Source organism: Kitasatospora sp. NPDC033851 (genome assembly GCF_055576085.1).
In genome coordinates this window covers 35,937-54,727 of record NZ_JBVIRL010000017.1, presented here as the reverse complement: position 1 = coordinate 54,727, position 18,791 = coordinate 35,937, and the positions used below count along the sequence as shown (strand labels likewise).

Below are 18,791 nucleotides of genomic sequence, written 5' to 3'. Positions count from 1 at the left end.
CCCGAGTGTTACAGCTTTACTGTCAAACCCCGAAGGGTTCTGCGGCCAGTGCGTGACACGAGCAGTCCGGTGGGCGAGGGCGCCCGGGGCCCGTTGGCGGGTGTGCGAGTGGTGGAACTCGCCGGAATCGGGCCGGGGCCGTTCGCGGCGATGCTGCTGGGAGACCTCGGGGCGGACGTGGTGCGGGTCGACCGCCCCGAGCCGTCGCCGCTCGGAACCGACCCGGCGTACGACCTCAGCAACCGCAACAAGCGCTCGGTGCTGGTCGACCTGAAGTCGCCCGAAGGGCCCGGGCTGGTGCTGGACCTGGTGGAGCGGGCCGATCTGCTGATCGAGGGCTACCGGCCGGGTGTCGCCGAGCGGCTCGGGGTCGGGCCGCAGGCGTGCCTGGCGCGCAATCCGGCGCTGGTGTACGGGCGGATGACCGGCTGGGGGCAGCAGGGCCCCCGGGCCGCGACCGCCGGACACGACCTCGGATACGCAGCGGTGGCCGGGGTGCTGGGGCTGGTGGCGGCCCCCGGGGGCGCCGACGAGGCACCCGGGATCCCGGCCAACCTGCTGGGCGACTACGCGGGCGGCTCGCTCTACCTGGTCGTCGGCCTGCTCGCCGGGCTGCACCACGCCCGGGCCACCGGCACGGGCCAGGTGGTGGACGCCGCGATCGTCGACGGCGCGGCACACCTCGGCAGCATGCTGTGGGGCCTGCTCGCGGCCGGCCACTGGCAGGACCGCCGTGGCGTCAACCTGCTGGACGGCGGCGCGCCGTTCTACGCCGTCTACCGAGCGGCCGACGGCGGACACCTGGCCGTCGGCGCGCTGGAACCGCGCTTCTACGCCGAATTCGCCCGGCTGCTGGAACTCGGCCCGGACGCGCCCGGTCAGTACGACCTCGACCGCTGGCCCGAACTGCGCGCCCGGATCGCCGCCCGCTTCGCCACCCGGACCAGGGCCGATTGGGAGGCCGTCTTCGCGGGCTCCGACGCCTGCGTGGAACCAGTGCTGACGATGCATCAGGCGGCGGGCGACGGACACCTGTCGGCGCGCGGGACGTACGTCGAGGTGGACGGCGTCACCCAGCCCGCCCCCGCCCCGCGCTTCTCCGCCACCCCCGGCGCGCTGCGCCGCCCGCCGGCCCGCCCCGGCGCGGACACTGCCGAGGTGGCCCGGGACTGGGCCGTGCCATCCCTCACCTCCGGGGCGGACGGCTCGGAGGCAGACAACCCCGCAGTGGGCACCCCCGAGGCAGACAACCCCGAGGCAGACACCTTCGAGGCGGGCAACTCCGCAGCAGAGCAAGGAGAGTAGCGTTGCAGCGCGAGATCTTCACCGAGCAGCACGACGACTTCCGGGCCGCCGTACGGGCCTTCCTCGCCAAGGAGGTGCTGCCGCACTACGACCGCTGGGAGAAGGCCGGCATCGTCGACCGCTCCGCCTGGGTCGCGGCCGGCCGCCAGGGCCTGCTCGGCCTCGCCGTCCCCGAGGAGTACGGCGGTGGCGGCACGCCGGACTTCCGCTACGCCGCCGTGCTGGCCGAGGAGTTCGCCCGGGCCGGCGCCTCCGGGCTGGCGATCGGCCTGCACAACGACATCATCGGCCCCTACCTCACCTCCCTCGCCACCGAGGAGCAGAAGCGTCGCTGGCTGCCCGGGTTCTGCTCCGGCGAGCTGATCACCGCGATCGCGATGACCGAGCCCGGCACCGGCTCCGACCTGCAGGGCATCCGCACCCAGGCGGTCGACCAGGGCGACCACTTCCTGCTCAACGGCGCCAAGACCTTCATCTCCAACGGCATCCTCGCCGACCTCGTCATCGTGGTCGCCCGCACCACCCCCGAGGGCGGCGCGCACGGCCTGAGCCTGCTGGCCGTCGAACGCGGGATGCCCGGCTTCGAGCGCGGCCGCAACCTCGACAAGATCGGCCAGAAGGCCCAGGACACCGCCGAGTTGTTCTTCGAGGACGTCCGGGTGCCGAAGGAGAACCTGATCGGCGAGCTCAACGGCGGCTTCGTCCACCTGATGCAGAACCTCGCCCAGGAGCGGCTCACCATCGCCGCCTCGGCGATCGCCGGCGCCGAGTACCTGGTCGAGATCACCACCGACTACGTCAAGCAGCGCGAGGCCTTCGGCCGACCGCTCGCCAAGCTGCAGCACGTCCGCTTCGAGATCGCCGAGCTGGCCACCGAGTGCGCCGTCACCCGGGCTTTCGTCGACCGCTGCATCACCGAGCACAACCGCTACGCGCTCACCCCGGCCGACGCTTCGATGGCCAAGTGGTGGGCCACCGAACTGCAGAAGCGCACCGCCGACCGCTGCCTCCAACTGCACGGAGGATACGGGTACATGAGCGAGTTCCCGGTCGCCCGGGCGTTCACCGACGGCCGCATCCAGACCATCTACGGCGGCACCACCGAGATCATGAAGGAGATCGTGGGCCGCTCCATCCTCGGCTGACCCCCTCCGCCGAGCCCCTGCCCCGCCGAGGCCCCGCCCCGCCCCGCCCGCCTCGAAGCCCGAAGTCCGAAGCTCGAGCCCGAACCCCGAAGTCCGAAGTCCGAAGCCCCCGAAAGGCATTCCCATCGTGACCACCGAAGCGTACGTCTACGACGCGATCCGCACCCCGCGCGGCCGGGGCAAGGCCAACGGCTCGCTGCACGGCACCAAGCCGATCGACCTGGTCGTCGGCCTGATCCACGAACTGCGCAGCCGCTTCCCCGGCTTGGACCCGGCCGCGATCGACGACATCGTGCTCGGCGTGGTCAGCCCGGTCGGCGACCAGGGCTCCGACATCGCCCGGATCGCCGCCGTCGCGGCCGGTCTGCCCGACACCGTCGCCGGCGTCCAGGAGAACCGCTTCTGCGCCTCCGGTCTGGAAGCCGTCAACCTGGCCGCCGCCAAGGTCCGTTCGGGCTGGGAGGACCTGATCCTGGCCGGCGGCGTGGAGTCGATGTCCCGGGTCAAGATGGCCTCCGACGGCGGCGCCTGGTTCGCCGACCCGATGACCGCCTACGAGACCAACTTCGTCCCGCAGGGCATCGGCGCCGACCTGATCGCCACCATCGAAGGCCTCTCCCGCACCGACGTGGACGCCTTCGCCGCCGAGTCCCAGGCCCGCGCCGCCAAGGCCCAGGCGGACGGCCTGTTCGACCGCTCGGTGGTCCCGGTGCGCGACCGCAGCGGCCTCGTCGTGCTGGAGCGCGACGAGTTCATCCGCCCCGGCACCACCGTGGAGACCCTGGCCGGCCTCAAGCCCTCCTTCGCCGCCATCGGCGAGGCCGGCGGCTTCGACGCCGTCGCCCTGCAGAAGTACCACTGGGTGGAGGCCATCGACCACGTCCACCACGCGGGCAACTCCTCCGGCATCGTGGACGGCGCCGCCCTCGTCGCCATCGGCAACCGCGAGGTCGGCGAGCGGTACGGGCTGCGCCCGCGCGCCCGGATCGTCTCCGCCGCCGTCTCCGGTTCCGAGCCCACCATCATGCTCACCGGCCCCGCCCCGGCCACCCACAAGGCGCTCGCCAAGGCCGGGCTCACCGCCGCCGACATCGACCTGGTCGAGATCAACGAGGCCTTCGCCGCCGTCGCGCTCCGCTTCATCCGCGAACTCGGCTTCCGCCACGACCAGGTGAACGTCAACGGCGGCGCGATCGCCCTCGGCCACCCGCTCGGCGCCACCGGCGCGATGCTGCTCGGCACCGTCATCGACGAACTCGAGCGGCGCGACCTGCGCTACGGCCTGATCACCCTGTGCGTGGGCGGTGGCATGGGCATCGCCACCATCGTCGAGCGCATCTGAGTCCGGCCCCCGGTAGACCTGGCAGACCTGGAGAACTTCATGAGCGACACCACCACCATCCGCTGGGAGCAGGACCAGGACGGCGTGGTCACCCTCGTCCTCGACGACCCCACCCAGTCCGTCAACACCATGAACGAGGCCTTCACCGCCGACTTCGAGACCGTCGTCGGGCGGCTGGCCGCACTCGGGGACGCCCTGCGCGGCGTGGTGATCACCTCCGGCAAGAAGACCTTCTTCGCCGGCGGAGACCTGCGGATGCTCTCCGCCGCCCGCCCCGAGGACGCCGAGGCCGTCTTCGAGAAGTCCATGCGGATCAAGCGCGCGCTGCGCACGCTGGAGACCCTCGGCAAGCCGGTCGTCGCCGCCGTCAACGGCAGCGCGCTCGGCGGCGGCCTGGAGATCACCCTCGCCTGCCACCACCGCATCGCGCTGAACACCCCGGCGAGCCGGATCGGCCTGCCCGAGGTCACCCTCGGCCTGCTGCCGGGCGGCGGAGGAGTGGTCCGTACGGTGCGGCTGTTCGGCATCACCGACGCCCTGCTGAAGTTCCTGCTGCAGGGCCGCCAGTACCGCCCGGCGCAGGCGCTGGAACACGGACTGGTGCACGAACTCGTCGACACCCCCGAGGAGTTGACCACCCGGGCGCGCGCCTGGATCGAGGCCAACCCGACCGCCGTCCAGCCCTGGGACGTCAAGGGGTACAAGGTCCCCGGCGGCACCCCCGCCACCCCGGCCTTCGCCGCCAACCTGCCCGCCTTCCCGGCCAACCTGCGCAAGCAGCTGAACGGCGCGCCCTACCCGGCCCCGCGCAACGTCCTGGCCGCCGCGGTGGAGAGCGCCCAGGTCGACGTCGACACCGCGATGGTGATCGAGGCCCGCTACTTCACCGAACTGGCCTGCGGCCAGACCAGCAAGAACATGATCCAGGCGCTGTTCTTCGACATGCAGGCGGTCAACTCCGGTGCCGGGCGCCCCAAGGGCATCGAGCGGCGGCCGGTCCGCAAGGTCGCCGTGCTCGGCGCCGGGATGATGGGCGCGGGCATCGCCTACGCCTGCGCCAAGGCCGGCCTCGACGTCGTCCTCAAGGACACGACCGTCGAGGCCGCCGAGCGCGGAAAGGCCTACTCCGAAGGGCTGTTGAACAAGGCCATCGCGCGCGGCCGCTCCACCGAGGCCAAGCGCGACGAACTGCTCGCCCGGATCACCCCCACCGGCGACGCCGCCGACCTGGCCGGCTGCGACACGGTGATCGAGGCGGTCTTCGAGAACACCGAACTCAAGCACAAGGTGTTCCAGGAGATCGAGGACGTCGTCACCCCCGACGCGCTGCTCTGCTCCAACACCTCCACCCTGCCGATCGGCCTGCTCGCCGAAGGCGTCCGGCGCACCGGCGACTTCATCGGCCTGCACTTCTTCTCGCCGGTCGACAAGATGCGGCTGGTGGAGATCGTCCGCGGCCCGCAGACCGGCGACGAGGCCCTCGCCCGCGCCTTCGACCTGGTCCGGCAGATCGACAAGACCCCGATCGTGGTCAACGACTCGCGCGGTTTCTTCACCTCGCGGGTGATCGGCCAGTTCCTCAACGAGGGCGTCGCCATGGTCGGCGAGGGCATCCACCCCGCCTCCATCGAGCAGGCCGCCGCCCAGGCCGGCTACCCCGCCAAGGTGCTCTCCCTGATGGACGAGCTCACCCTCACCCTGCCGCGCAAGATCCGCGACGAGTACCGGCGCTCGGTCGAGGCCGCCGGCGGCACCTGGACGCCGCACCCGGCCGACGCGGTCGTGGACCGGATGGTCGACGAGTTCGCCCGCCCGGGACGCAGCGGCGGCGCGGGCTTCTACGAGTACGGCGAGGACGGCAAGCGCGGGCGGCTCTGGCCCGGGCTGCTGGAGCACTTCTCCGGCTCCGGCTCCGGCTCCGGCTCGGACGGCTCGGGCGGCGCCGAGGTGCCCTTCGAGGACCTCAAGGAGCGGATGCTGTTCAGCGAGGCGCTGGACTCGGTGCGCTGCCTCGAGGAAGGCGTGCTGACCTCGGTCGCCGATGCCAACGTGGGCTCGATCCTCGGCATCGGCTTCCCGGCCTGGACCGGCGGCGTGTTCCAGTACATCAACGGCTACGAAGGCGGACCGGCCGGGTTCGCGGCCCGCGCCCGGGAACTCGCCGCCGCCTACGGCGAGCGGTTCGCGCCGCCGGCGCTGCTGGAGCGGATCGCCGCGGAGGGGCGGACGTTCACGGACTGACCCGGGGTGCTGCCCGGGTTCCGGGTGAGGCCGTGTCCAGCACGGCCTCACCCGGCTCCTGGCGTTCTCCTAGCTCGGCTCCTCGCTCGGCTCCTGGTCCAGTTCCTGGTCGAGTTCCTGGCCCAGTTCCTCCCGCAGGGAGCGCTGGAACGCCGTCACCAGCGCCTGCGCCACCATCGGCTGGATGTGGTCCGTCAACGCCTTCATCCGGGCCAGCTCCTCCGGTGCCGGCTCGCTCTCCCGGTACGGCTTCCACACCGTCTCCCGGAACAGCCGCTGCAACTCCCGTGCCGTCGCCCGGCTGTGCTCCAGCACCACCGCCCGGGCGGCCAGCAGCGTCTCCAGCGGGATCGGCACGTCCAGGATCCGCACACCCAGCGGCAACAGGCCCGGATCCACCCGGAACATCTCCGGGTCGTCGGTCCGCTCCAACGCCCCCATCGCCGCCAGTCGCTCCACCTGCGCCTCCGACAGCCCCCGACCGGCCCGCCGCTCCAGCTGCGCCCGCCCCAGCTCCTCGGCGGCCTCAGGTGTCCAGGACGCCACCAGCGCCCGGTGGATCGCCAGATCCAGCGGCGTACTGTCCTCCGGCAACCGCGCCAGGTACCGCTCGATCGCCGCCAGCGTCAGCCCCTGCCGCTGCAACTCCTCGATCAGCCCCAGCCGGTCCAGGTGCGCCGCCCCGTACAGCCCCACCCGCCGCGGCCCCAACTCCGGCGGCGGCAGCAAACCCTTCGTCCCGTAGAACCGCACGGTCCGCACGGTCACCCCAGCCCGCGCCGCCAGCTCGTCCACCGTCAGCCGAACCCCGCCCGTCACGGCGCCGTGCTCCCCCATGTGCTTCCCTCCCGCGCTGGCACACTCCTGCTGTGACAGCAGCAGTGTGACAGTGCGGCCGGTGGCGGTCCACCGGCGGACCGCCACCGGCCGCCCGTCGTGGTGGCCCGCCGGTGGCCGCTGGCTGCCGCTGCCGCTGGCGCGCCGAGAGCCGGGATGCCGACGGATGCCGGGGCGGCTGGGTGCGGACCGGGTGCCGAGGGCGGCCGGATGCCGGCCGGCCGCCGGCGGGATGTCCGCGGAATGCGCGTCCCCGGGCCGGTGTCGTGGCAGCGGTCAGGGCTGCTCGCCGGGCCGAACATCGGCAGGTTGAGCAGGCGCGAAGGGCGGGGAGGAGGATCCTCCACCGCGGGGCCGGGTACGTCGACGCCCCGGCCCGTCGCGTCAGGGCGTCGCCTGACCCACCCGGGGGCGCCGCCGGGGTGGGTCAAGGGGAGTCGGGTGCCGACGGGTGGGCTCGGGGTGCGCCCGGGTGTAGCCCGCCCACTCGTTGGGGCCGAACCGGGTCTCCCAGGGTCTCTCTGGGTCTCCCCGGTTCTCGCCGGCGCCGCCCGGGTCAGGCGAGGGCGGCGTGGTGGCGGCGGGTGACTTCGGGGTGGGCCCGGGTGTAGCCCTTCCACTCGTTGAGGCCGAAATCGGCGAAGAGGGGGTTGTCCGGGTCCTCGGTGGCGCCGGGGGCGTGGTGGGCGAGCGGGAAGTCCAGCGGCGCGATGTGGGCGTCGAGGCGCGGGTTGTAGAAGAACGGGACGGAGAAGCGCTCGCGGGCTCCGGGCGGGCTGACCACGCGGTGGTTGGTGGCCTTGAGGTAGCCGTCCGTGGCCACTTCCAGCAGCTCGCCGAGGTTGACGACGAAGGCGCCGTCGAGCGGCGGGATGTTCAGGAAGGTGCCGTCCTGGCGTTCGACCTGGAGGCCGCCGACGGTGTCCTGGAGCAGCAGGGTGATGAAGCCGTAGTCCTTGTGGGCGCCGACGCCCTGGCCGGCGCCGTCCGGGGCGGTGCCGGGGTAGCGGACCAGCTTGAGGCGCAGGTGGGGGTGGCCCGCGAAGGCTTCGTCGTAGAAGTCGGGGCTGGCGCCGATCGAGGTGAGGAGTTCGTGCAGCAGCCGGCGGGCGACCCCGCCGAGGTGGTCGATCCAGCCGAGTGCGGCGGTGCGCAGTTCGGGGAGCGCCTCGGGCCACTGGTTGGGGCCCTCCAGCCACCAGTACGGGGGCTCGCCGGTGCCGGGGACGTGCGGGGGCAGCTCGGCGCCGATGTCGAGCTGGTCGCGCCAGTCCTGGCTGCCGCCGGTGCGCTCGTCGCCGGTGCGGGTGTAGCCCCGGTAGTGCGGGGAGTTGAGGTTGCTCACGGCGAGCCGGTCGGCTTCGGGGAGGGCGAAGAAGGCGCGCATGGCCTGGGTGAGCGCGGCCGTCTCCTGCGGGGTGACGCCGTGGCCGACGAGCTGGAAGAAGCCGACGCCGGTGGCCGCGGCGCGGAGCTCGTCATGCAGGCGGCGGCGGTCCTGCGGGCTGCCGTCGGCGAGCGAGAGGTCGATCACCGGGAGGGCGTCCGCGAGGGTGGAGCCGGATCCGGTTTCGGATATGGGGGTGTGCTGCTGCGTCATGTGTGACATCCGCTGGGTCTCGTCCCGGCCGGGCCCGGTGGTCGACCGGGGGCGCCGGAGCAGTGCCTGGTGCGGCGGGTGCTCGGGGGCCGGGAGGCGGGGGCGGCCGGGTGGGGCCGCCGTTGAGGTGGTTGGAGCGAGGTTCAGCCGGAGCGTCGACAGGACATGCTGGTCACGCGGAGCAGGTCCACGTGGCGGCGGCGAACAAGGATGAGCACGGCACCAGCCTAGATGACCGGTTCGGCGGTGGGCGAGCCCCCTGCGGCGGAGGGCCGCCCATCACTTGTCGGTGATCTGTCAAATGAGGTTTGCTCGATCGCGGCGTGCTGCGATCGGCGTCCCCTTGCAGGTGGTGTTGCGTCCCCTTTCAGGAATTGTTGAGGTACGCCAGGACGGCCAGCACCCGGCGGTTGTCGTCGTCGGAGGGCTGCAGGTCGAGCCGGACGAAGATCGACGCGGTGTGCTTGGCGACCGCCCGTTCGGTGATCACCAACTGCTGGGCGATGGCCGCGTTGGAGCGGCCCTCCGCCATCAGTGCCAGCACCTGCCGCTCGCGCGGGGAGAGGGTGGAGACCGGGCCGGCCGAGGAGTTGTGGGTGAGCAGCCGGGTGATCACCTCCGGATCCATCGCGGTACCGCCCTGGGCGACCCGTCGGACGGCGTCGATGAACTGGTCGCCGTCCATCACCCGGTCCTTGAGCAGGTAGCCGATCCCGCCGGTGCTGCCGGCCAGCAGCTCGCGCGCGTACAGCTGCTCCACGAACTGCGACAGCACCAGGACGGGCAGGCCCTGGTGGGCCTGGCGGGCGGCCAGCGCGGCCCGCAGCCCCTCGTCGGTGAAGCTCGGCGGCAGCCGGACGTCGACCACGGCGATGTCGGGCCGGTCGGCGGCCACCGCGGCGAGCAACTGGTCGCCGTTCTCGACCGCCGCGGTGACCTTCATGCCGTTGGCCTCCAGCAGCCGGGTCAGGCCGTCCCGGAGGAGGAAGAGGTCTTCGGCGATGACAACGCGCACGGGATCTCCAGGTTCACGATGGTCGGACCACCGGAGGGGCTGCTGATCGCGAGCACCCCGTCGAAGGCGGCCAGTCGGCGTTCGGTTCCGCTGAGGCCGGTGCCCCGGGACGGGTCGGCGCCGCCGTGCCCGTCGTCGGTGACCGATATCCGCAGCAGCCCGTCACTGTGCCCTATCTCGATCCATACGTGCGAGGCGCCCGCGTGTTTCACCACGTTGGCGAGCAGTTCGGTGACCGCGAAGTAGGCGGCGGACTCCACCGGGGCGGGCGTCCGCCCCGGCAGGGCGCCGGTGAAGGTGACCGGCAGCGGCAGGTCCAGCGCCGTCGCCTGCACCGCGTCGGCCAGTCCGCGGTCGGCGAGCACCGGGGGGTGGATGCCGCGGACCAGGTCCCTCAGCTCGCTCAGCGCCTTCACCGAGGACGTCCGGGCCTCGGCCAGCAGCGGGCCGAGGGCGTCCGGGTCGTCCTTCAGCTGCTCGGCCACGGTCAGCAGCATGCCCAGGGCCACCAGCCGGGCCTGCGCCCCGTCGTGCAGGTCCCGCTCGATCCGGCGCAGCTCGGCGGCCCCGGCGTCGATGGTGTCCGCCCTGGTCCGCGCCAGGTGGCTGACCTGGCGGGTGAGTTCGGCCCGCCGGGAGGGGCCCAGCAGGGCCCGGGCGGCCCGCTCGTGGACCCGCAGGACCGGCGGGGAGGCCCACAGGGCGGCCGCCGGTGCAACCCACAGGCCCATCCCGTAGACGATGCCCAGCGGGAAGAACGGCCCGTTCCGGCCGAAGACCTCCAGGGCGAGCGGGGCCACCAGGACGATCACGGCGGTGAGCAGCACCGCGCAGCCGGTGAGCAGCGCCCAGGCGAGGTCCCGCCAGACCGCCGGGTCGGTCAGCCAGCCGCCGGCCCGCAGCCGCTGCCAGGGGCCGGCGGCGCCGGGCGGGCGGCGGTACGGCACCGGGACGGGCCGCCCGCTCCACTTCCCGACCACCCGCCTGGTCTCCGTCGCGATCCAGCGCGCGCCGAACAGTGCGAGCACCAGCAGTGAGGGCGCCAGCCAGAGGGAGACGGACCGGCCGCCGGGCGCGGCGCCGCCGTAGAGGTGCGTCGCCATCACCGCGAGCGCGCCCGGGGCGAACAGGGCGGCCCCGACCGCCCGGCCGCCGCCCCCGGTGGCCCAGCACAGCGCCCAGAGGGCGACCGGCCCCAGCGGCACCGTCAGGATGAACGGGCCGCCCGGCCCGAACCTCCCGGCCTCGTCGGGGCCGAACAGCGCGGCGGCCAGCAGGAGCGGACCGGCCAGCAGCGAGACCAGGCCCGTCACGGCCAGCGTCACCACGTACCAGGCGCGCACGCCGTCCACGCAGGCCCGGCTTACCCGGTCCACCACTCCCGTGTGCACTTCCGTCGTCATGACGCGCCCCCTCGCCGTCCCGGAGCCCCCGTCCGGAGGCCTCGAAGCACTCGGCTCCGGAGCCCTCGCGGACCCCGGTTCCGATCTGTCGGTGGCTCAGTCTGCCTGGCCGGGGCGGTCGGTGCTCTAGGCCTGAACACCCAGTTCGGGGTGTATCTGAATACACCTGGGAGAGGCCGTCCAGACGGCTGTCCGCACCCCGGCCGCGATTCGTAGCGTCATGTCCCGTCAGCCGGCCCCGGGTCTCCCCGGTGCCGGACCCCGAACCGTGGAGGGCCCGTGAACGCGCCGATCATCCGGATCCGCGGCGTCAGCAAGACGTACGACCGATCCGACGCCGCCCGCCCCGCCCTGGCCGGCCTCGACCTGGAGGTACGGGCCGGCGAGGCGCTGGCCGTGCTCGGTCGCTCCGGCAGCGGCAAGTCCACCCTGCTGAACCTGATCGCCGGCCTCGACCGCCCGAGCGAGGGCGCGGTGGAGGTCGACGGCGTGGCCGTCCACGAACTCGGCGAGGCCGCGCTGGCCGAGTACCGGCGCCGGCGGATCGGCATGGTGTTCCAGTTCTTCAACCTGCTGGACGACCTGAACGTCGAGGACAACGTGCTGCTCCCGGCCCAGCTCGCCGGGATGCGGCGCGACCAGGCCCGCGCCCGGGCCGATGAGCTGCTGGAGCGGCTGGGGGTGGCCCGGCACGCCAAGGCCTTCCCGGGCCGGCTCTCCGGCGGCGAGCGCCAGCGGGTCGCGGTGGCCCGGGCGCTGATGAACCGTCCGCCGCTGCTGCTGGCCGACGAGCCCACCGGCGCGCTGGACACCGCCTCGGCCGCCGACGTCCGCGACCTGCTGCGCGGGCTCAACGCGGAGGGCCAGACGATCCTGCTGGTCACCCATGACACCACGCTCGCCGACTCCTGCGCGGACCGGACGATCGAACTGCTCGACGGCCGGCTGGTGCGGGACACCGCGGCGGTACCGGCCCCCGGGAGCGCGCTGTGAACGAGCGGCTGAACGAGCGGCGGAGCGAGTGGCGGAGCGGGGTGGACGCATGAGTGCGCTCGGCAAGGTGGTCCGGGCGGGGGTGGGCCGCAAGCGGGTGCAGACCCTGGTCATGGTGCTCACCACGATGATGTCCGTGACGGCGTGCATCCTCGCGGTCGGGCTGCTGGTCGCCGCCCAGGGCCCGTACCAGCGGTCCTTCACCGCCCAGCACGGAGCGCACCTCAATGCGCTGTACGACTCGGCCAAGGCGAGCCCCGCCCAGCTCGCCGCGGCCGCCCACGCGGCCGGTGTGACGGCCACGGCCGGCCCGTACCCGGCGGTCACCGTCCAGCCGCGCTCGGGGGAGGACACCGAGCTTCCGCCGCCCGGCAGCCTGCTCCCGCCGATGACCCTGGTCGGCCGGGCCCAGGACGGCCCGATGGACGGCCTGCGGATCACCATGGGCCGCTGGGTCGCGGGCCCGGGCGAAGTGGTGTTCCTGGACGGCCACTCCCCGCTGACCGTCGGTGACAGCATGCAGTTCCCGGACCTGCCCGGGCACCCGACGCTCAAGGTGGTCGGGCTCGCCGCCTCCGTCTCCTGGAGCGCGGACGGCTGGGTCGCCCCCGAGCAGGTCGCCGGGCTGACCGCGCCCGGCACCACCCCCGCCGCCCAGTACCTCTACCGCTTCGCCCACGCCGACACCGACGCCGAGGCGGAGGCCGACCACGCCGCGCTCGCCGCCGCGGTGCCGGCCGGCGCGCTCACCAAGGCGACCTCCTACCGGCCCGCCCAGGAGGAGGCCAACCGGACGGCCTCGACCTTCGTCCCGTTCGTCACGGCCTTCGGGGTGCTCGGCCTCGCCATGTCGGTGCTGATCATCGGCGTGGTGGTCAGCGGCGCCGTCACCGCCGCGACCCGGCGGATCGGCATCCTCAAGTCCCTGGGCTTCACGCCGGCCCAGGTCGCGCGCGCCTACGTCGGGCAGGCCCTGATCCCCGCCGGGATCGGCACGGCGCTCGGCGTGCTCGGCGGCAACCTGCTCTCCGTACCGGTCCTCGGCATTGCCCATAAGGCCCTGCGCGGCGGCCTGCTCGGCATCCCGCTCTGGGTGGACCTCGCCGTCACGGCGGCGGCCCTGGCCGCCGTGACGGGCACCGCCCTGGTGCCGGCGCTGCGGGCCGGACGACTGCGCACGGTGGAGGCGCTCACGGTCGGCCGGACGGCGCCGGGCGCCAAACGGGCCGCCGCCCAGGGCGACCGGGGCCGGGCCGCGTCGGCAGGCCTCCTGACGAGGGTTCGGAACGGGATCGGCCGACTTCCGGTGCCGCGCTCGCTGAGCCTCGGACTGGCGAGCCCGCTCAACCGACCGGCCCGGTCCGCGACCACGGGGGCCGCGGTGGTGCTCGGCACGGCCGGGGTCACCCTCTGCGTCGGCCTGACGCTCTCGCTCGGCCTCCTCCAGGACGGCCTGGAGGCCGGGCGCGCCGGCAAGGTCGTGGTCCAGACCCCGATGGAGGGCACCGCGAAGTCCGCCGACGGCGTGGACGAGGCGGCCGTGGCCCGGGCGATCGGCGCCCGCCCGGGCACCCGGGCCTGGTACAGCAGCGTCCCGACGCCGGTGTCCGTGGCCGGGAACACCGGGCGCTCCGAGATGGTCGCGTTCACCGGCGACGTCTCGTGGAGCGGCTACCAGCTGGTCTCCGGCCGCTGGTTCGACGGCCCCGGCGAGATCGTGGTCGGATCGGCCTACCTGCGCGCCAACCAGGCGAAGGTCGGCGACACCGTGACCCTCACCGACCACGGGCGCACCACCCCGGCGAAGATCACCGGCGAGGTCCTGGCCACCAACGACTTCGTCTTCCTGGACCGGGCCGCACTGGCCCCGCTCGGCGGCGCCGTCGCCGCCGAGGCGATCTCCTTCCACATCGACCTCACCCCCGGCACCGACGCGAAGGCGTACGCCGACGCGCTCGACAGTGCGGTCCAGCCGATGGGACTGAGCGCCGAGCCCGGCGAGCAGCACATCAACGTCGTGGTGCTGGCGATGAACACCCTGGCCGGGACGCTCACGCTGCTGCTCTCGGTGGTCGCGGGGCTCGGGGTGCTCAACACGGTGCTGCTGGACACCCGGGAGCGGGTGCACGACCTCGGGGTGCTCAGAGCGCTCGGAATGTCGCCCCGGCAGACCGTCGGCATGGTGCTCACCTCGGTCTGCGGCAGCGGGCTGGTGGCCGGGCTGATCGGGGTGCCGATCGGGATCGCGGTGCACCACCAGGTGATGCCCGCGATGGCCCGCGCCGCCGGGATCGGCGTGCCCGACGCGGACCTCGGCGTCTTCGACCCGTCGGTGGTGGGGCCGCTGATACTCGGCGGCCTGGTGCTGGCCCTGCTCGGCGCCGCCCTCCCCGCCACCTGGGCGGCCCGGACCCGGACGGTCACGGCGCTGCGGACGGAGTGACGGCGGCGGGCCGTTCCTGAGGCGGCCGCTCCCGCGGGGCTGGTCCCCCGCAGGAGCGGCCCGCCCAGAGGCAACCGCGCCCAGGGACAACCGCGCTCAGGACAACCGCGCTCAGGAGAGCCGCGCCGCCGCGTACGCCTCCATGGCGGCCCGCTGGTACGCGGCCAGGCCCGGGGCGATGGCCTCGTACGCGGCGCGCCACTGCTCGTTCTCGGTGCAGGAACGCGCCATCGCGCGGTACTCCTCCACCGAGACCGACCGGATCGTGCCGAGCAGCCGGTACTCCTCGTCGATCATGCTCTGCACGGGCTCGGCGCCGGCCGGGTGGCCGGACGCCACCAGCTCGGCCAGCCGGACCATGCGCGCGGTCCGCTCGCGCTGCCCGGCCGCGATCTCGTCCGGGCTCATCGCGGCGGTCGCACGCCGGGCCGCCTCGGCGTGCTCGGGGAAGTCGCGCAGGCCGGCGTCGACATCGGCGGGCTGGATGCCCTCGAACAGGTTCTCGGGGCGGTTGATGGTCATGAGTGTGCCGTCCTTCCGGGAGCGTTCCAGGTCGGCGATCGTGCGGGAAACGGTGGCGGCCAGGGCGTCCAGCCGGTCGCGTTCGGCGACCAGCTGCCGGTGGTGGCCCCGCAGGGCGTGCAACTCGTCCACCTGCTCGCCCAGGATCCGGGCGATCTCGGTCAGCCCCACGCCCAGCGCCCGCAGTACGAGGATCTGCTGCAGTTGCAGCAACTGCCGCTCCTCGTAGTAGCGGTGGCCGTTGGTGCCGATCCGGGCCGGGGGAAGCAGTCCGATCTCGTCGTAGTGCCGCAGCGTCCGGGCGGTCACCCCGGACATCCGGGCGACCTCCGCAATCGGCCAGGCCATGGCCGCCTCCCTCGCTTCCGGGTCCCCACGTTCGTCGTACCGGGGCCGGTTCCTCCGGCCCCGGTACGACGGTAGAAGCTGCCGCTGCGGCAGCTTCAAGCCCGGACTTCCGGGGCTGCCCGCGACCCCGTCCCAGCCCGGCCGGCTACGCCTCGCCGAACCAGTCCAGGGACTGTCCGTGCGGCCCGGTGAAGGCCACCGGCCGCTCGTCCAGGGCGAGCGCGAACAGCCCGGATCCGGCCGGGGCCGGTCGGGGCAGGCGCCGGGAGACGGTCGGCACCACGGAGACCGCCTCGTTGGAGATCCAGTGCCCGGGCAGCTCGCGCATGGTCACCGCGAACTCCTCCCGCGCCTCCGGCGGCAGGTACGCGAGCACGGCGCTGTGGAACACCACCGGCGTCGCCCCCGTCGGCACCCGCTCCACCAATTCCCGTACCGTCGCGTTGAGATCGCCGCGCACCAGCAGCGGCGGCTCGGCCCGGGCGACCCGGACGGCGCCGCGCAGTCGGTCCAGCCGGTGGGTCTGCTCCGGCCAGACCAGCGACTCCAGCCAGCGCATGTCCTCCTCGGCCCGGACATCCAGCGGGTTGAGGTCGACCCCGGCCCGCCACACCACCTCGGGCAGCCGCTCCGGCAGGAACGCGGGGAGCGGCACCGGCCCGCTCACCGCGCAGTCCAGCGTCACCGGGCTCGCCGCGTCGCCGAACTCGGCCGGCGGGGCGCCCACCCCGTCCGCGGGCAGGTAGCGGTAGCGGTACCGGTCCGGGTACAGGCAGAGCCCGGCCGAGGCGCCCACCTCGATCAGCGCGAGCGGCTGCGGCAGGGTCGCCAGCAGCGGCAGCAGGGTGGCGCAGCGGCCCGACTCGTTGGTCTGGGTCAGGCGCTCCAGCATGGTGGCCGACACCTCGTCCCAGTGGGCCGTCACCCAGTCGCGGAAGGCCGGCCAGCCCTCCGACACCGGCCCGCCCAGGTGCCGGACGGCACCGAACAGCAGGTTCGGCTGTCGCTTCACGGCCGGCAGCCCGTCCAGCATCGCGCACAACTGCCCGTCCTCGGCGAGGTGCTCGGCCAGGTCCTGGTAGATCGCGGAGTTGCCGCGAGCCTCTCGCTCCGCGAACGCGCGGTAGAGGTCCCCCGTATCGCTGTGCATCTCTCTTGCACCCTTTCGAGTGATCGAATCGGCACAGCCTACGCCCGGCCCACCGCGCCCTCCGGCGCCCCTCCCGGCCGCGTTTCCCGCGGCCGGCACGCTGCCCCAGCGGTGGACAGCGCCGGCACCCCGCGCGCTGTCACCCCAGCATGCCGCCCATGTGCCCGTCCTCGGCGAGCAGCCGCCAGGAGCAGCCCGGCGAGGCGAAGGCTTCCGGGTCGACGGCCTCCACCAGCCGGTCCACCACCGTGCTCAGCAGTGACTGTGGGTCGAACACCGCCCAGGTGTCGTGGCCCCGGCCGTAGTCCCAGCGCTCCCACTCGGCGCGCAGCCGCTCGTACGTCCAGAGGGCGTAGAGCAGGGCGGACAGGTCGCGGTTCAGGTAGGCCTCGGGCTGGCCGTCGTCGTACCAGTCGGGCAGTTCGAGTCGGCCGGTGGCGCCGTCCAGGGCGATCGTGAGGTCCGTCGGCCAGTCCCCGAGGGCGATGAAGTCCCGCTGGTACGGCCGGTCCTCCTCGCCGTCGAAGTACTCCGGGTACGCCTCGCCCATGGTGACCAGCGGTTCCTCGCACACCCCGAACATCGCCCCGCCCAGCGGCAGCCCGACTTCGGTCAGCAGCCGCCGGGTCGGCTCGTGCACCAGGGCGGCGGGCAGGTACTCGGGCCGGAAGCGGTGCACCTGGCCGGGGCCGTCGTCCTCGTCCGTCAGCGCGGCGAGCTCCGCCACCAGCTCCGGGCCGACCTCGTACGCGGGCCCGCCCGGACCGCCCGGCAGCGCGCCCCAGCCCAGCGCGTGCACCAGCAGCGCGGTGCCCCAGTGCGCCGGTGGCGTGGAGTCGCTCGCGAACAGGCCCGGATCGACCTCCCGCATCCGCCGTTCGGCCTGCGCCATGACCTCGGCCACCACGGCCGGGCCGCGCCGCCCGTCCAGGGCCTCCGGCCGCCGGGCGGCCTCGGCGACCGCCTCGACCTCCCGTATCAGGCCGGCCAGCGTGGTCAGGTCGGAGGCCAGCGGATCCCGACGGGGGCCGCCGTTGTCCAGGAACACCTCACCGGTCGCCCCGTCCAGCAGCACCAGGTTGCCGACGGCGGCGAAGGGGGTGCAGTAGTCCGTCTCGCCGAGGACGAACAGCCGCTCCGCGTCCGCCGGGAACGGCCGCAGCACCCCGAACTCCAGGAACGCCCCCGCGGTCGGCAGCCCCTCCCGCGCCAGGAACTCCCGGCTCTCCGCGTGCACCACACCGTCCGGCAAACCCGCCACTTGCTCACACCCCACGAACCCCACCCTTCCCCGGCCCTGACCCCCCAGACCCTAGCGGCCCGGCCCGACATCGCCGCGCGGGTTTCGGGGCACACCCCCGGTCCGGCTGCTACACCTCCAGCTCCTGAACCGTCGGCTCCCGCACCTCCGGCCCCTACGCCGCTGCCGCCTGCGTTCCTGCCGCCGGGTCCACGTTCCAGTGCTCGGGCAGGTCCGCGTCGCAGAAGGCGCAGGCGTAGTGCTCCTCGCGGACGAGGTTGCACGCGGTGCACCGGGGGCAGCGGCGGAAGACCGCCGCGTACGTGAAGGCACCCGGGTGCGGCAGGCCGACGCGGGTGAGGGCGGCGGTCACGGCGGGCCAGGAGGTGGTGTCGGGGCAGTAGCCGGTGGAGTGGTTGCTGATCGTCTCGACTTCCCAGCCCCCGCCCGACCGCCGGAACCCGATCTCTCCGGCGCTCAGCACCAACCGCCCGCCCGCGCAGGCCACGTGCTCGCTGCGGCGCGGGGCGAGCAGCAGCGCGCCGCCCAGGTCGACCACGAAGGTGAACGGCTCCGCCAGTTCCTCCGCCGTCCGTCCGTCCACCCAGGCGGCGAACTCGTCCGCCGTCCGGACCGGTCGGCCGCCGGGCCCGGCGGCCGACCGCAGTTCCGGCGGCCCGACGTACCGGTACGCCCGGCCGAAGCCGTCCGCGACCTCCGCGGCGATGCCCCGCTCGGTCAGCCGTACCTTCCAGTACGCCATCTCGACGGCTGTCCCGTGGAGCCCGAAGTCCCTGAGTTCGGCGAGGAGTTCACGGGTCCGCTGCAGGGAGGACGCCGAGCCCTCGCGGAGCGTCCGCAGGGCCGCCAGCGGGTCGGTGAGCGATCCGGCGAGTCGGAGCCGGGCCGGCCCGTGGGTGGTCAGCAGTGCCTCGCGGACGTCCTCCGGTACCGTCGCCGGGCCCCAGTACTCGCAGAGGGTGGTGCCGCAGGGCGGGCAGGAGCTGTCGGCGTCCCACCACAACTCCCGCCCGTGCATCAGGAACTGCCCGACGCTGCGGATGGCGGTGCCCCCGCAGGCCCCGCATCGGACGGTCATCTGCACACCCTGTTCCGCACCGGTCATGCCCGACACCCTACGGCGATCACCGGGCGTGGCAGGGCGCCGGGACGAGGCCCTCCCCGGACGAGCCGGAGGGCGGGCGAG

Annotated in this window: 14 protein-coding genes; 6 read left to right on the top strand and 8 right to left on the bottom strand. The window is 73.8% G+C overall.

The features are described from left to right. The first annotated feature begins 102 nt into the window (after window positions 1-102). The 4 genes from ACZ51D_RS28295 to ACZ51D_RS28280 all read left to right on the top strand — a co-directional run bounded on the left by ACZ51D_RS28295 (window position 103) and on the right by ACZ51D_RS28280 (window position 6,033). A complete protein-coding gene (locus tag ACZ51D_RS28295) occupies window positions 103-1,305 on the top strand; it encodes a CaiB/BaiF CoA transferase family protein (RefSeq protein WP_465663883.1) in 1,203 nt (400 codons plus the stop codon). A 2-nt stretch (window positions 1,306-1,307) separates the two neighbouring features. Next, on the top strand, window positions 1,308-2,450 hold the full coding sequence (locus ACZ51D_RS28290) for an acyl-CoA dehydrogenase family protein (protein ID WP_465618674.1): 1,143 nt from the start codon (window positions 1,308-1,310) through the stop codon (window positions 2,448-2,450). Window positions 2,451-2,577: 127 nt separating this feature from the next. Further along, window positions 2,578-3,792 carry an acetyl-CoA C-acetyltransferase gene (locus ACZ51D_RS28285; RefSeq protein WP_465663819.1) on the top strand — a complete coding sequence of 405 codons (1,215 nt, stop codon included), beginning with the start codon at window positions 2,578-2,580 and terminating at the stop codon, window positions 3,790-3,792. A 39-nt stretch (window positions 3,793-3,831) separates the two neighbouring features. Then, window positions 3,832-6,033 carry a 3-hydroxyacyl-CoA dehydrogenase NAD-binding domain-containing protein gene (locus ACZ51D_RS28280; RefSeq protein WP_465663818.1) on the top strand — a complete coding sequence of 734 codons (2,202 nt, stop codon included), beginning with the start codon at window positions 3,832-3,834 and terminating at the stop codon, window positions 6,031-6,033. A 69-nt stretch (window positions 6,034-6,102) separates the two neighbouring features. On the opposite strand, the gene ACZ51D_RS28275 is transcribed toward ACZ51D_RS28280, so the two are convergent. From ACZ51D_RS28275 to ACZ51D_RS28260, 4 genes are all read right to left on the bottom strand, one after another. Then, window positions 6,103-6,870, bottom strand: a complete 768-nt coding sequence (locus tag ACZ51D_RS28275) for a MerR family transcriptional regulator (RefSeq protein WP_465663817.1) — start codon at window positions 6,868-6,870, stop codon at window positions 6,103-6,105. Window positions 6,871-7,426: 556 nt separating this feature from the next. After that, complete coding sequence (locus ACZ51D_RS28270; RefSeq protein WP_360509355.1) at window positions 7,427-8,470, bottom strand: isopenicillin N synthase family dioxygenase; 1,044 nt, start codon at window positions 8,468-8,470, stop codon at window positions 7,427-7,429. Window positions 8,471-8,837: 367 nt separating this feature from the next. Continuing rightward, window positions 8,838-9,485 (bottom strand): response regulator transcription factor, encoded by a 648-nt coding sequence (locus tag ACZ51D_RS28265; protein ID WP_360509357.1) that lies wholly within the window; start codon window positions 9,483-9,485, stop codon window positions 8,838-8,840. After that, the gene (locus tag ACZ51D_RS28260) at window positions 9,437-10,888 is read right to left on the bottom strand and encodes a sensor histidine kinase (RefSeq protein WP_465663816.1); all 1,452 of its coding nucleotides are present in this window, start codon (window positions 10,886-10,888) and stop codon (window positions 9,437-9,439) included. Before ACZ51D_RS28260 ends, ACZ51D_RS28265 begins: the two co-directional genes overlap by 49 nt. Before the next feature lie 279 nt (window positions 10,889-11,167). Here ACZ51D_RS28260 and ACZ51D_RS28255 point away from each other — a divergent pair, with 279 nt between their 5' ends. Further along, entirely contained in the window at window positions 11,168-11,881 is a 714-nt protein-coding gene (locus tag ACZ51D_RS28255; protein ID WP_465663815.1) for an ABC transporter ATP-binding protein, read from the top strand. 49 nt (window positions 11,882-11,930) lie between these two features. Continuing rightward, the gene (locus tag ACZ51D_RS28250) at window positions 11,931-14,324 is read left to right on the top strand and encodes an FtsX-like permease family protein (RefSeq protein ID WP_465663814.1); all 2,394 of its coding nucleotides are present in this window, start codon (window positions 11,931-11,933) and stop codon (window positions 14,322-14,324) included. 111 nt (window positions 14,325-14,435) lie between these two features. Here the strand turns inward: ACZ51D_RS28250 and ACZ51D_RS28245 are convergent, their stop codons facing one another. From ACZ51D_RS28245 to ACZ51D_RS28230, 4 genes are all read right to left on the bottom strand, one after another. Then, window positions 14,436-15,194 (bottom strand): MerR family transcriptional regulator, encoded by a 759-nt coding sequence (locus ACZ51D_RS28245; RefSeq protein ID WP_465663813.1) that lies wholly within the window; start codon window positions 15,192-15,194, stop codon window positions 14,436-14,438. Window positions 15,195-15,339: 145 nt separating this feature from the next. Then, window positions 15,340-16,344: a DUF2332 domain-containing protein gene (locus tag ACZ51D_RS28240; protein WP_465663812.1), complete on the bottom strand. Its 1,005-nt coding sequence runs from the start codon at window positions 16,342-16,344 to the stop codon at window positions 15,340-15,342. 139 nt (window positions 16,345-16,483) lie between these two features. Further along, window positions 16,484-17,605, bottom strand: coding sequence for an SUKH-4 family immunity protein (locus tag ACZ51D_RS28235; RefSeq protein ID WP_465618691.1), 1,122 nt, complete (start codon window positions 17,603-17,605; stop codon window positions 16,484-16,486). A 154-nt stretch (window positions 17,606-17,759) separates the two neighbouring features. Further along, window positions 17,760-18,710, bottom strand: coding sequence for a hypothetical protein (locus ACZ51D_RS28230; protein ID WP_465618693.1), 951 nt, complete (start codon window positions 18,708-18,710; stop codon window positions 17,760-17,762). Window positions 18,711-18,791 lie beyond the last annotated feature (81 nt).

Bases quoted from the DNA above. Each gene is read 5' to 3' on its own strand.
- ACZ51D_RS28280 (WP_465663818.1), top strand. From the start codon at position 3,832: ATGAGCGACACCACCACCATCCGCTGGGAGCAGGACCAGGACGGCGTG.
- ACZ51D_RS28275 (WP_465663817.1), bottom strand. From the start codon at position 6,870: ATGGGGGAGCACGGCGCCGTGACGGGCGGGGTTCGGCTGACGGTGGAC.
- ACZ51D_RS28270 (WP_360509355.1), bottom strand. From the start codon at position 8,470: ATGACGCAGCAGCACACCCCCATATCCGAAACCGGATCCGGCTCCACC.
- ACZ51D_RS28260 (WP_465663816.1), bottom strand. From the start codon at position 10,888: ATGACGACGGAAGTGCACACGGGAGTGGTGGACCGGGTAAGCCGGGCC.
- ACZ51D_RS28250 (WP_465663814.1), top strand. From the start codon at position 11,931: ATGAGTGCGCTCGGCAAGGTGGTCCGGGCGGGGGTGGGCCGCAAGCGG.
- ACZ51D_RS28245 (WP_465663813.1), bottom strand. From the start codon at position 15,194: ATGGCCTGGCCGATTGCGGAGGTCGCCCGGATGTCCGGGGTGACCGCC.
- ACZ51D_RS28240 (WP_465663812.1), bottom strand. From the start codon at position 16,344: ATGCACAGCGATACGGGGGACCTCTACCGCGCGTTCGCGGAGCGAGAG.
- ACZ51D_RS28230 (WP_465618693.1), bottom strand. From the start codon at position 18,710: ATGACCGGTGCGGAACAGGGTGTGCAGATGACCGTCCGATGCGGGGCC.